General features: G+C 47.8%; 11 protein-coding genes and 1 pseudogene. 7 read left to right on the top strand and 5 right to left on the bottom strand.

Annotation, left to right across the window (positions count from 1 at the left end):
• The first annotated feature begins 241 nt into the window (after positions 1–241).
• The 3 genes and pseudogenes from CZ379_RS19750 to CZ379_RS27005 form a co-directional block, all read left to right on the top strand.
• Positions 242–916, top strand: a complete 675-nt coding sequence (locus tag CZ379_RS19750; protein WP_110933187.1) for a helix-turn-helix transcriptional regulator — start codon at positions 242–244, stop codon at positions 914–916.
• Positions 917–957: 41 nt separating this feature from the next.
• Positions 958–2133 carry a MalY/PatB family protein gene (locus CZ379_RS19745; RefSeq protein WP_110933186.1) on the top strand — a complete coding sequence of 392 codons (1176 nt, stop codon included), beginning with the start codon at positions 958–960 and terminating at the stop codon, positions 2131–2133.
• Between the two features lie 27 nt (positions 2134–2160).
• Positions 2161–2418: pseudogene (locus CZ379_RS27005) on the top strand (Rid family detoxifying hydrolase); the annotation flags it as partial.
• An 85-nt stretch (positions 2419–2503) separates the two neighbouring features.
• On the opposite strand, the gene CZ379_RS19735 reads toward CZ379_RS27005, so the two are convergent.
• The 3 genes from CZ379_RS19735 to CZ379_RS19725 all read right to left on the bottom strand — a co-directional run bounded on the left by CZ379_RS19735 (position 2504) and on the right by CZ379_RS19725 (position 7088).
• Positions 2504–4939 (bottom strand): glycoside hydrolase family 94 protein, encoded by a 2436-nt coding sequence (locus tag CZ379_RS19735; RefSeq protein WP_110933184.1) that lies wholly within the window; start codon positions 4937–4939, stop codon positions 2504–2506.
• Positions 4940–5032: 93 nt separating this feature from the next.
• The gene (locus CZ379_RS19730; RefSeq protein WP_110933183.1) at positions 5033–6091 is read right to left on the bottom strand and encodes a LacI family DNA-binding transcriptional regulator; all 1059 of its coding nucleotides are present in this window, start codon (positions 6089–6091) and stop codon (positions 5033–5035) included.
• Between the two features lie 115 nt (positions 6092–6206).
• Positions 6207–7088 carry a molecular chaperone DnaJ gene (locus CZ379_RS19725; protein WP_110933182.1) on the bottom strand — a complete coding sequence of 294 codons (882 nt, stop codon included), beginning with the start codon at positions 7086–7088 and terminating at the stop codon, positions 6207–6209.
• Positions 7089–7309: 221 nt separating this feature from the next.
• On the opposite strand from CZ379_RS19725, the gene CZ379_RS19720 reads away from it, so the two are divergent.
• Together CZ379_RS19720 and CZ379_RS19715 are read left to right on the top strand one after the other, a co-directional pair.
• On the top strand, positions 7310–8572 hold the full coding sequence (locus tag CZ379_RS19720; RefSeq protein WP_110933181.1) for an MFS transporter: 1263 nt from the start codon (positions 7310–7312) through the stop codon (positions 8570–8572).
• 61 nt (positions 8573–8633) lie between these two features.
• Positions 8634–9635: an aldose 1-epimerase gene (locus tag CZ379_RS19715; RefSeq protein ID WP_110933180.1), complete on the top strand. Its 1002-nt coding sequence runs from the start codon at positions 8634–8636 to the stop codon at positions 9633–9635.
• A 142-nt stretch (positions 9636–9777) separates the two neighbouring features.
• On the opposite strand, the gene CZ379_RS19710 is transcribed toward CZ379_RS19715, so the two are convergent.
• Entirely contained in the window at positions 9778–10131 is a 354-nt protein-coding gene (locus CZ379_RS19710) for a LytTR family transcriptional regulator DNA-binding domain-containing protein (RefSeq protein ID WP_110933179.1), read from the bottom strand.
• A gap of 174 nt (positions 10132–10305) precedes the next feature.
• Here CZ379_RS19710 and CZ379_RS19705 point away from each other — a divergent pair, with 174 nt between their 5' ends.
• Both CZ379_RS19705 and CZ379_RS19700 read left to right on the top strand, forming a co-directional pair.
• Positions 10306–11391, top strand: coding sequence for a lactonase family protein (locus CZ379_RS19705; RefSeq protein ID WP_199925690.1), 1086 nt, complete (start codon positions 10306–10308; stop codon positions 11389–11391).
• A 198-nt stretch (positions 11392–11589) separates the two neighbouring features.
• Positions 11590–12666 carry an AI-2E family transporter gene (locus CZ379_RS19700; protein ID WP_110933177.1) on the top strand — a complete coding sequence of 359 codons (1077 nt, stop codon included), beginning with the start codon at positions 11590–11592 and terminating at the stop codon, positions 12664–12666.
• 139 nt (positions 12667–12805) lie between these two features.
• Here the strand turns inward: CZ379_RS19700 and CZ379_RS19695 are convergent, their stop codons facing one another.
• The gene (locus CZ379_RS19695; protein ID WP_110933176.1) at positions 12806–13339 is read right to left on the bottom strand and encodes a hypothetical protein; all 534 of its coding nucleotides are present in this window, start codon (positions 13337–13339) and stop codon (positions 12806–12808) included.
• Positions 13340–13431: the final 92 nt, after the last annotated feature.

Below are 13431 nucleotides of genomic sequence, written 5' to 3'. Positions count from 1 at the left end.
TTAAAGAAATAGGATGTTTATCCTATTATATCATTCGAACGGCTGGGCGGATATAAGGATTTTACGAGATACAGGCAAAACTTACATAATTCAAAAATTAGTGTCGAAAATTAACATTGAAGCTGACTAAAAAAATACTTGAAAACGCTTTATTCATTATTTATGATTTGAATGAATAATAAATTATTATCAAGATAATAAAATTACTATCATTTCACCAAAACGAGAGTAGGGGATATTCATGGAAGCAAGTCGGCTGCTGCTCGAATCTTATTTTCCGATAGCTTCTTTTATCGCGGCCATTGTCGGGCCGAAGTGCGAAGTGGTCGTTCATGATATTAGCGATCCTGAGCATTCGATTATTTTTATTGAGAACGGACATATTAGCGGTCGAAAGATTGGAGACGGCTCCACGGATCTTGTGCTGAAAATATTGAAGGGAGAGGCATATCGAGACAAGCAATATATTGCCAATTATAAGGCTTCGGGTTCCTTGGGACAGAAATTTAGATCGTCAACTTATTTCATCAAGGATAGTCAGGGGAAGCTCGTCGGTTTGATCTGTCTAAACATTGATATTACGCATGTGGAGATTGCGGCAGAGTGGATTAATCATGTGCTGCAAGGGGGTTCTCTCACGCCGTCTGCGCCAATAGACTCACTTTCGGAGGAAAAGCCGCAGGAATCCGAATTTTTGCAAGGAAATGTGGATGATTTACTTCAGCACATTATCATGAAAACTCTGAGTAAAGTGAATTTGCCGATCGACCGTCTATCCTCGAATGAGAAAATTGAAATCGTGAAAGAATTGAACGAACAGGGAGTGTTTCTTCTCAAGGGAGGTGTTACTCAGGTTGCCAGCGCGTTATCGATTTCCGAGCCCACGGTGTATCGTTACCTGCAAAAGCTGAGATAGATGCTAAACATATCGACTAAAGATACCAAGGAGGGAACACGATGAAATATAACTTTGATGAAGTCATTTCACGTAGGGGCACGAATAGCGCGAAATGGGATGGCTTGCTGGAGTCGATGGGGGAGGACATGATTTCCCTATCTGTTGCTGATATGGATCTCAAAGCTCCGCCAATGGTGGTGGAGAAGATTGAAGCGGCGGCAAGGCATGGGATCTATGGCTATACGGATGCTTTTTCTTCTTATTACAATGCGGTTCAAGCATGGCTCGATCGATCTTATCATTGGCAGGTACCCAGGGAGTGGATCGTGTTTTGCCCGCGCATTATACAAGCCGTATCTTTGATAATACAGCAGTTCACAGATGAGGGAGATGCCGTTCTTATTCACACGCCTGTTTATCAGCCTGTTGCCAAAGCGGTCACTCTTAATAACCGGGTGCTCATCGAAAGTCCACTGACTTTCAATCAGGGACATTATGAAATTAATTTCGAAGATATGGAGCTGCGCATGCAGCAAGGGGTAAAAATCGTACTGTTAGTATCGCCTCATAATCCGGTTGGACGTGTGTGGACCAAAGCTGAGCTGGAACGGATCGGCGCCTTATGCATTAAGTATGACGCCCTTATTGTTTCCGATGACATTCACGCTGATTTTATTCATGAGGGGCATGAGCATACCGTAATAGCCAAGCTGTCGGAGGAGATGGCCGAGCGTTCCATCATCTGTACTTCTCCAGGAAAGACATTTAATCTTGCCAGCCTAGAAATTTCAAATATTATCATTCCGAATGACAAAGTAAGAGAGCGGTTCATGCAAGGGTTGCGGCAAGCGGGCATTCAAAATCCGACTTTCTTTGCAGTCCCAGCTCTGGAAATAGCCTACACTGCATGCGATGAATGGCTTAGAGCTTTGCGTGAATATTTGAGCGGGAACATCGCTTATACTAAGGCATTCATTGAGGCGCATATGCCGGAATTATCGGTTGTTGAACCGGAAGGCACCTATCTGTTATGGGTCGATTGCCGGGCCGTGGATCAGGCGGAGAACCGCTTAAAGCAGTGGATTGAACAAATGGCTCGTGTTAGCGTAAGCTTCGGCTGCTCCTTTGGAAGGGAGGGGGAAGGCTTTATCCGCATAAATATTGCTACGCCTCGCAGCGTGCTTAAGGAAGCGCTGGAGCGTATAGCCGCAGCATATCCTTTGAAACAAGCTTAATATTAGGAGGGGATGGATGCGTCGGATGCATTTCCGAGGACTGTAGAAGAACAGACGGAACGTTCCTTGCTCAATGTGAAGGCGATTTTGGAAGCTGTGGGGTACGCTCTGGAGGATGTCGTGAAGACAACTGTATACTTGCAGGATATGAATGATTTCGGAGCTGTCAACGCGGTATATGCCAAGCTCTTTGTCGAGCCATATCCGGCACGCAGCGCCGTTCATGTTGCACGGCTGCCAAAGGACGGTTTGGTAGAAATCGAAGTGGTTGCGGTCAAATCTTAATCAGCATGAACAAGCAACAAGCCCTCCATCCTGTTATAGGATGGAGGGCTTGTTTGATATTTATAAATCGATAAGAGCTGCAGGCTTAGCCGAGTACTACCTCGACCTGATGCGTGCGGCCGTCTCCGATTGGAGCGATGACGTTGCCATCGATCGCCTTACCGTCGACTGTGATGCTCTTCACGCCTTTGGAGACGTGATTTGGATTTTTAATGGTGATTTCAAATGTATCTCCACGGAACACGCGGGTCGCCTGCAAGCCATTCCAGGAGGTTGGAATGCACGGATCAACCTTAAGGCCGTCAAAATCCGGTTGGATTCCTAGGATAGCCTGAGTAATCGCCACATAGTTCCAGGCTGCCGTTCCTGTCAGCCAGGAGTTCTTTGCTTCACCGTGGTTAACCGCGTCTTTGCCCGCGATCATCTGCGAATACACGTAAGGCTCTGTCCGGTGAATATCGCTGATTTCCTCCAGATAAGCCGGAGCAATCTTGGAGTATACCTCGAAGGCGCGATCTCCGTTGCCCAGTACCGTCTCAGCGATCATGATCCAAGGGTTGTTATGGCAGAAAATACCTGCATTTTCCTTATAACCCGGCGGATAAGTAGAAATCTCGCCTAGATTCAGGTAGTACTTGGAATACGCTGGCTGCTGTAGCACGATACCGTATTTTGTATCCAAGCGTTCCTGCACGGAGCTCATTGCTTTTTGGGCCAGGCCTTCCTCAACGCCGATGCCTGCCATAACGCAAATCCCTTGTGGCTCTATGAAGATTTGGCCTTCTTCGTTTTCCTTGCTGCCGATCTTCTCGCCGTAATGATCATAGGCACGCAGGAACCAGTCGCCATCGAATCCATGCTCTAGGGTTGTTTTGCGCATCGCTTCCATGTGGACTTCGGCTTCCGCCGCCTCATCCTCTAAGCCGCGCAGACGGCATAGCTTCACATAATCGGGAGCGACGAACACGAACAGCCCGGCAATAAAGACGGATTCGGCTACGCGTCCTTCAATATTGGCTGTCGTCTGGAAGGATTCCCCTGGCTCCTTCGAGAAGCAGTTCAGGTTGAGGCAATCGTTCCAGTCGGCGCGCCCGATCAGCGGCAGACCATGAGGCCCGAGATTGTTGATGACATGGAAGTAAGAGCGTTTCAAATGCTCGAACAGGGTTGCCGTATTGTCCGGATTGCTATCGAACGGAACCTGTTCGTCGAGAATGCTCATATCACCTGTCTCTTTGATATAAGCGGATGTTCCAAGGATGAGCCATAGCGGATCATCGTTGAAGCCGCTGCCGATCTCGTTGTTGCCTTTTTTCGTAAGCGGCTGGTACTGGTGATAGGCACTGCCGTCCTCGAATTGGGTAGCTGCGATATCGAGAATCCGTTCTCGGGCTCTCTCCGGAATTTGATGAACGAAGCCGAGCAAATCCTGGTTAGAATCGCGGAAGCCCATGCCGCGTCCGATGCCGGATTCGAAATAAGATGCAGAGCGGGACATGTTGAACGTGACCATACACTGATACGGGTTCCAAATATTGACCATCCGATTCAGCTTGTCGTCATCGCTCTGGATTTGATACTTGGACAATAGGCCGTCCCAGTAAGAAGCAAGCTCCTGCATAGCACGGTCGACATCCTCATCGGTGGCGAATTGTTCGATCATTGCAAGGGCAGGCTTCTTGTTGATGATGCCTGGCGCCTCCCACTTCTCATCCTCTTCGTTCTCGACATATCCAAGAATGAAGATAAGGCTTTGCTCCTCGCCAGGAGCCAAGGTCAGCTTCACTTCATGGGAACCGATCGGAGACCATCCGCTGGCCACCGAATTTGTTGCTTTGCCGGAGACGACGGCCTGCGGCTCGTGAAGGCCGTTGTAGAGGCCTACAAAAGACTCGCGATCCGTATCGAAGCCGTCGATGCGGCGGTTGACGGAATAGAAGGCATAATGATTTCTACGTTCACGATATTCGGTCTTATGATAAATGACGGAATCCTGCACCTCAACTTCCCCGGTGCTTAGATTGCGCTGGAAGTTCGTCATATCGTCCTGTGCGTTCCACAAGCAGAACTCGGCGAAGGAGAATAGGGATACGTTCTTAGTTTCGCTGCTCGTGTTCTTTACAGTTAGGCGATGCACCTCGCCCTGGTAGCCAAGCGGAACGAAGGCCAGTTGCGTGACTGAGATACCGTTTCGCTCCCCAGTGATAGAGGTATAGCCAAGGCCATGGCGGCACTCATAGAAGTCGAGCTCGCGTTTGACCGGCATCCAGCCCGGCGTCCAAAAATCGCCGTTGTCATAGAGATAATAGTAGCGCCCGCCCGTATCCAGCGGAATGTTGTTGTAACGGTAACGAGTAAGCCGGCGCAGTCTAGCGTCGCGATAGAACGTATACCCTCCGGCCGTGTTGGAGATCAGGCCGAAAAATTCCTCGTTGCCGAGGTAGTTGATCCAGGGATAAGGAGTCTTTGGGGTATTGATGACATATTCCTTGCGTTGATCGTCAAATTTTCCGAATTTCATAATTGGTGGCTCCTTTCGATTGTGAACGCGCGTTTATTTTAGTGCAAATGCATCCTCTCCATTTAGAGAGGATCCATATGATACCTTGATTAGCTACTGTGCTGATACAGGCTTGCAAGAGTCTCTGGTCATCAGCCGGGTAGGAAAGCTTATCGTGCTGAATCCCGTCTGTTCAGCGTTGCAAAGGCGAATGATTGTATCTACAGCTGCTTTAGACATCTCCTCAATCGGCAGGCTGACCGAGGTCAGCTTGGGACTCACGCGGGAGGCGAGCTGTACATCGTCAAAGCCGATGATAGACAGGTCGTCAGGGATAGACACGCCTCGCTCTGCAAAGGCTTCCATGGCTGAGATCGCCATATCATCATTGGAACTGAAGAGGGCGGAGGGCAGTTCTTCGCCGGAATCGAGCAGATTCATTACCGCGGCGTAGGCTTGCTCCTTCAGGAAATCACCTTGGAGGACACTGCTTTCCCTCATGGGCAGATTATGCTTTCTTAGCGTATCTTCATAGGCCATATAGCGTTCACGACCCGAATAAGTATTCATTCGTCCTTGAATGATGCCGATATGTCTATGGCCGAGTCCAATGAGGTACTCCATCGCTTCGACCGTGCCCTCGTAATCCATCGAGTTAATGATGGCCAAATGATTTTTGTCGAGGCGCTCGGCTGTAATCTCTGCAATGTCATAATCGATCAGGACGAGCGGTGAACCTTGCCCGACCATTTCGCGAACTAGCTCGATGTCCTTCTGGGTACCAACGAGAATTCCGCCGTCAATTCTCTTCTGCTGGAATGCCTGCTTGACTTTCTGAAAATCATTGCGTGAATAGACTGTATGAATCAGTACGTAAAATCCCCTGGCGTTAGCCGTGTCGACCACAAGATCAACGATGGGGGCAAAGTAGCTGTTCTGATAAATACGGCGAGCATCCGCCTTCTCATTCATGCTGATCGCAAACAGCCCGATCGTGTCCGTGCGTTTGCCGGCGAGTGCCCTAGCAAAGCTGTTCGGCTCGTAATGATGCTGTTCAATGACCTGAAGCACTTTGGCCCGGGTAGCTTCCGGGACGTTAGGATAATTGTTGATGACGCGGGATACGGTACTGCGCGACACCCCGGCCAACTTAGCGATATCTTCGCTGCGCATGCTGATCACTCTTTCTGTAAACGCGCGTTTATGACACTATCATAAATGAAGCTCAGAGATAAATCAATCGCAAAAAGCACGAAGCAGTGAAACCGCTCCGTGCCGCATGATCATGTTATTTCATATTTTCTAGGTAGCGTTTAATAAACAGAAGGGTGTTGTCATATCGCTCTTCATTCCAGCCTACTGCGGCGATCAATTCCTTCTTGCCAAGAGGAAGCTGATCCGCAAGCTCGCTGGACGTCAGATCAACGGCATACACTTGGGGCTCGGGATCTTCCTCCGCTTGAGCGCGCAGCGCTGCATGGTCGGGGAGCACGGGGCTAAGCACGCTGTTGCTCTCTTCCTGCAGGCTTTTGAACCCGCCGCCTCCGGAAATCCACTCGAAGGTCGGTTTATCGATTATATATAAATCAGGCTTCTCCGTAGCAATGACGGCCATCGCCTTTTGCCGGTAGACCATCTCGCCTTGCTCGGGAACATAAGTGATTTGAAAGTCGACCCGATTCCATTCTGGAAATTGTGCCAGTATCGCCTGCTCGAGCGCTTCTTCTCCATCATTCATCTCATCAACAGCGAAATTGCCGATGAACAAAATGGACAGATCGAGAGGGGGCAGCGCAGCAATTCGTTTCTGCTCCGCGCGGTAATCTACAAAGGCGTTAATGCCGAAGATAAGCACAACGACTGCAATGATGCTAACGATAACATGCGTTTTGTAAACACGAAAGAAGTCATTGATCTTCTCCGCTGTGCCAGCGAATTTTCCCCATTTCGCGTATCTTTCCTGACTCATTTGTTCAATTTTACGTTGATCCTCATGCCCAGTGATGAGTTTATAGGCCCGCAGCGAGCGCTCATATTCGCTGTCCCCTTCATCTTCTCCCTTGCGGGAACGGCTTTTGCGCAGTACCAAGTCAAAAGCTTGTTCTACCTCTTCCCTGGAAGCGTTCTCGGAAAGGCCGAGCTGTTCGTATGCTTTTTTCAAATCGTCCATGCCAAAATCTCCTCTGTTTCTCCTCATTATGTATAGAAAGTGTATGGAAAGAAACCCATGTATTTATTATACTGTTATTTTGGAACGAATGGAAATCTAGCTGCTATTACGAAATAAAGGAGTGATTTGCCGAATAATTGGATTTGGCGCGAATCCGGTCTTAGCACATTAGATATGAAGGAGTCCGTTGGCGGGGATTAGGAATTAGAAGGAGTGTCATCATGAGGGACATCTTTAAACTGAAATTATACACGCGACGAAAAACGTCTCTCCAGCGTAGAAATCTAGCTATTGCAACCTTGGAAGGTTTTCCATCCGTCATGTTTCAAACCTTGCTGGGCGGTCAATTTTTGACGGGCTATTTGCTCTATTTAGGTGCCACATCCGGACAGCTGGGATTTGTGCTGGCAATCACGACCTTTGTGAATATTGCCCAAATTGCTGTGGCGTTCCTCATTCAGCGACTGACGAGCCGGAAATGGGCATTGGTATTATTCATTGCGATACACCGGATTTTATGGGCGTTTACGGGGCTTGTCCCGTTTTTATTCCCAAAACCGTATTGGGTTAGCGCTTTTATAGGCTTTTATGTGACTGCTTGCCTCTTTAACACGGTTGGGGGGATGCTGTGGAATTCGCTGATCAGCGATATTGTGCCTGCGCGCGTGCGGGGCAGGTATTTCGGGATTAGGAATACGTTCCTCAATGCGCTTGGAACCCTCACGATGTTTATCGGCGGCATGATCCTGGATCGCTTTCCAGAAAGTCAGGGCTTCTTGTACTTGTATATCATCGTTTGGGTTTGCGTGATCGCCAATATTATTATTTTCATGTTCTATCCGGACGTTACCTTCGAGCGCTCTGTAGAAAGCAAGTTTTTACCCATGCTGCGGAAGCCGCTTCGGGACAGCTCATTTATTAAAGCAACGATTTTTTTGGCCAGCTTTCTTTTCTTGCAAAACCTGGTTGTGCCGCTCTACTCCTATGTGATGCTGGAGCTGCTGAAGATCAATTACAAGACGATTTCCCTGCTTAATATCTCGCAAACGCTGGCGATGATGGCTAGCTTCTATATTTGGGGAAATTTGAATGCAAGATACAGCAACAAGCGCCTGCTGTATTGGACGCTGCCGATCATTGCGGTCTCGATCTTAACCTGGGGAATGCTCTCCGTATCGCCGCAGCTGCCGGTGCTGTTCGCTGCCCATATGTTATTCGGAATCGGGGTAGGGGGCTTTAACCAGCTGGCGTTCAATTTCATGATTGGAGATACGCCGAAGAGTGAACGCCCGATGTATATGGCGATGTATTCGGCAATTACAGGAGTTGCCGCTTTCTTTGGCCCGCTGCTTGGAGGGAAGGTCTATGAATGGATTGTTGATTGGGCGAAATGGGTTCAAGTATTCGGGATGCAGCTTGTCGTCGGCTCGGCGATGATTGTCCTGGCCCTTGTGTTCGGCAGGCGCATATTGCGTGATGCTTGATGTAAAGCCATGTTTGATAGATACTATATTTACTTGCTAATTATGAAGGGAGATTGTTCAAATGACGCAACTTAAGGCTTATGAAGGCACATACCAAGGCGAGAAGGCCGTTTGGCTGCAGGCCGGTAATTTCGAAGCGGCGCTAGTGCCGAACGTTGGCGGAAATCTGATCGCTTATCGGGATAACGTAAGCGGTTTCCGCTTTTTGCGCGAGCCGGGCGAGAGTGAGATGGAGGAGTTCCGCGGCAATCCGGGCGTGTATGGAATCCCTGTACTTTTCCCGCCAAACCGATATGAAGACGGAAAGTTCCCTTGGAAAGGAACGACTTACCAGTTCCCGGTCAATGAGGAGGCTACGGGCAATCATTTGCACGGTTTCTTACATACGATTCCATGGCAGGTGGAAGAGTACGGCAACACGGATCGGGAAAGCTATGTAACGGTGAAGATCAGTGTAGATGAAGCTCACGAGGTGTACCGTTTTCTGCCCTTTAAATTTACCGTGCGTTTGAAATACACGCTGAGCGAGCATGGATTGGCACAGCATGTATTCGTGCGAAATGATGGCGAAGGAGAAATGCCTTGCCTGCTCGCTTTCCATACTGCGGTGAATGCTCCGTTCGCACCAGACAGCCAGGCCAGCGACTATAGAATGAAGTTCACGATCGGCGAGCGGTGGGAGCTGAATGATCGGATGCTGCCGACCGGGAAGCATCAGCCGTTGACCGTAGAGGAAGAAGCGATGAAGAATGAAGGGGTATATCCATACTTTACTTCGCTGGATAACCACTATACGGCAGTGCCGCAAAACGGGAGAAATCGGATGGAACTGACCGATTCCAAGCTGGGACTAACGCTTGTTTATGATGTAGGAACGTCCTACAAGCAGTGGATGATCTGGAACAATGGCGGAACGGAAGGATTTTTCTGCCCCGAGCCGCAAATTAATTTGGTGAATGCGCCTCATGTCAATCTGCCCGCAGATGAAATTGGATTATTCAGCTTGGCGCCGGGTGAAATTTGGGAGGAGACTGCTAGACTCTACCTGAAGGCATCAAAGTAATGCGGAAGCACAGCATCAAGCGCAACATGAGCAAAAATTAAGTATAAAGCCAAACATGCAAAAAGCAGCGCTGATCTCCGTCAAAGCGGAGGATTCAGGCTGCTTTTTGCTTGGTCTACTTGGTCTGATAGAACGCGGTGGATTAACCGACTTCAGCTACACTCTTGCTGCGTTCAGGAAGGAGCCGCTTGATCTGCTCCAAATTTCTTCTCGGCACATTAATCGTCTTGATGCCATGAGTTTGATCCCTGAACAGTAGAACATTGTCTTGAACTTCCGTGACCTTATGCAAGTTGACGTAACAGTTGGTGCTTACGCGGTAAAATGAGGAGTCCGAGATTAGCTTTGAGGTTTGTTCTGCAGATAGTCTCTTTTTTATACTGTAGTTTCTGCCATGAAAGCAAACTAAGCCGTGACCTCCTACCTTGAAGAAATAAGCGTCATGTGGATCGAGGACCTCGTAGACGTTCTTCTCCTCTAGTCCGACATTCATCATTCCAAAATCCCCCTTTAGATGATGTTGTGGAAGCGCTTGCAGTATAACATATTTTTCGAGTTTTGTGTAGTGTTTAGACTAAAATTTAAAATATTTCCATCCTTTGCCGGACTGGACAATTGTCCGAAAGTACGGAAGAATAGAAGACAGTATTATAGAGAAGGAGTGACCATAGTGTCAGAACAACAACGACTGCTGTTATACATAGGCTCATATGCCGAAGCTGCCGACTCTGGAGTTTATGTGGTGGAGATGAATCCATCCACAGGAGAGCTTTCGCGTTTGAGCGACGCATCTGGACTTAAAAATCCGACCTTCCTACAGGTCGATAAAGAGCGCAGGAAACTGTATGCTATTTCAGAAACGACGACGGCAAACGGGGAACGAATTGGCGAGGTCGTAAGCTTTGCCATTGACCCGGCAGCGGGCAGCCTGACGGAATTAAACCGGGCATTTACGCTGCAGCCATCGACTTCCCATATCGAGCTTGAACCTAAGAGCCGTTATGTCGTCGTATCCGGCTATCATGGCGGCAACGTGGGCTTAGTTCGTCTGCAGGATGATGGACTCGCAGACAAGCAGGTTGATGAACGGCAGCACGAAGGCCGGGGGGCAGATCCGGTGCGGCAGGATCGGCCGCATCCGCATTCCGCGTTGTTCACAGCTGACAGCCGCTATGTTCTCGTTGCCGATTTAGGGCTGGATAAAGTCTATGTTTATCGTCTGGATGAAGAGGGCGACAAATTGGTCTCCCACAGCGAGGTGAAGACGGAAGCCGCAGCAGGTCCGCGCCATCTCGCGTTCCACCCGAACGGCAAATGGCTGTATTCAATCAATGAAGTGAACTCCTCGCTTACGCTGTATACATTTGATGCGGAAGCCGGAACACTTTCCGTCATTGATTCGGTGCCGACTTTGCCTGAGGGTTTTAAGGGAGAGAACACAACGGCGGAGGTTGCTATTTCACGTGATGGAAAATACTTGTACGGCTCCAACCGCGGTCATGACAGCATCGTTGTCTTTGCCATCGATCAAACTAGCGGCAAACTGAGCCTGATGCAGCATATATCGAGCGAAGGCGGTCATCCGCGCCATTTCGCGTTGACGCCTGCGGGAGACTATCTCATCGCGGCTAACCGCGACTCGGATAATCTGGCCGTATTCCGCATAGACACGGCTACCGGTAAACTGGATTTTACGGGGCACACTGCACAAATTTCGAAGCCCGTATGCGTGCAGCCTCAATTATTTCAACTATAAATGATTATGATCTACAGTCCTGCCAATTGATTTTGGGCGGGACTGTTTGCGTTAACCGTAATTTTACGAAAAAACAACCCTAGCTGACTTGCTTTTCTCTTGTATACTGACTTAAGATTGAACTAAGGAAATAGAACTACATTCGTATGTGCTTTGCATCGTCAGATAGTCTAAATCAAAAGGAGCAGGTTGCTTATAATGACTTTTTTTAAAGAGCTATTTCAAATCGCGGGCTTCCGCAGGTTTCTTGCCTTGTTATTCGTAATATTGATCCTCTATTTTTCGCGAAGCATGTTGAATATGCTGCTGATCACCTTTATTCTGACCTATCTCATTAATCGTCTTCACAATTTCATTACACGCAATGTGGATAAGATCGTTAAGATTAATCGAAGTATTACGATACTGCTTATATATGTTGTTATACTAACCCTATTGATTACTACAGTATATTATTATTTGCCCGTATTTTTGGAGGAATTCAATGATTTAGTCAATCAGGTCATTTCGTTCTATGATAATCCTCCGACAAATTTGCCGGATAACGTACTGCTGAATTTTCTAGTGGATTCCTTAAAGGAAATCGATCTATCCAAGTATGTTGGCGATAGCTTTAATTTTCTGCTCAAGACCGTATCTGATATCGGAAAATGGAGTTTGAATTTGTTTATTGCGATTATTTTGAGCTTGTTCTTTCTGTTGGAGAAGGACAAGGTAGCGAAATTTACCGCGAAATTCAAAGAGAGCCGAGCAGCATTTCTTTTTACAGAGCTTGAGTATTTCGGTAAGAAATTCGTGACTTCCTTCGGAAAAGTGATTGAGGTTCAATTTTTGATCGCTACTGTAAATGCCATTTTGTCCACGATCTTTCTCTGGATCTTTGGATTCCCGAATTTGATCGCTATCGGAATTATGATATTTTTACTCGGCCTGATTCCGGTAATGGGCGTCATTATTTCGCTCATTCCGCTATGCGCGATTGCCTTTAAAATTGGCGGGCTCGTCAAAATTGTCTATGTCCTGGTTATGATCGCGGTTGTGCATGCTTTCGAAGCATACTTTCTCAATCCTAAATTCATGTCCAACAAGACACATTTGCCTATTTTCTATACATTTATGATCTTGTTAGTATCGGAGCATTTCTTCGGCGTGTGGGGACTGATCGTCGGCGTACCGGTATTTATTTTCCTTCTTGATATTCTTGAAGTACCTGTAGTGGGGCTTGCAATGAAGCCTAAGAAGAAGAAAGCAGCCCTGAAAGGGGCGGATAGCTAAGATCAACTGTAAGCTTGCGGTCTGCTGATAGGCTGAACCTTGCCGCACCTTTAAAGAACCTCGCTTGAAGCAAGAGCGAGGTTCTTCTTCGTTTCGTGAGCCCTTAAGAACTGCATGCAGTTACTGCAAACTACAGAGGCTATTCAGTCATATGCAACTGAATTGTGTTGTTGCGATAGTCGGTAACCGGGTGTCCTTTGGTTGGGCTCTTCCAGGTGCGGTTGACGATCTTTTTGAGTTTGACGGGAAGCTCTATTTTCATCGATTGGGCTTTTTCCTTGCTTAGTCTGCCTTCAGCGGCGGCTTTGTCGATATGCTTTGTGACGACAACCGTCAGTTTTTGTATATATTCCGCCTCGCTCCAGCCTTTACGGGTTTGAACGACTTGCAGCAGTGACTTGCCTTGTTTTAATTCCTCTACAAGCACCCTAGGCTCTGTTTCCAGCAATTCAGCCGTATCCTTAATAATATGTCCGCCTCGGGAATGTCTTTTGTGGTGGTGATGGTGGTGCGGATTTGGCTGTTTCAGCTTCGCGGCATCCGGCAAACCCTCCGGGGTCGCCACTTCTTTGTTATTGGCCAGTACGGTCTCAGATACCGCTGCATAGGGGCTGAGTGCGATTACGGCGGCCAATAATCCTTTCTGTAATGGTTGGCGTATCTGCTCTCTCATAGACAATTTTCACCTCATCGTATAGAATGATTGGGTTCTTCTCTCATGTAGTTTTGACCAAAAAGTCAAAGGTTATCTTAAAATGAGCTTAA

Source organism: Paenibacillus bouchesdurhonensis, from assembly GCF_900155685.1.
Lineage (GTDB): Bacteria > Bacillota > Bacilli > Paenibacillales > Paenibacillaceae > Fontibacillus > Fontibacillus bouchesdurhonensis.
The sequence above is the reverse complement of the archived record's forward strand: the minus strand, read 5'-3'. Positions and strand labels throughout refer to the sequence as shown.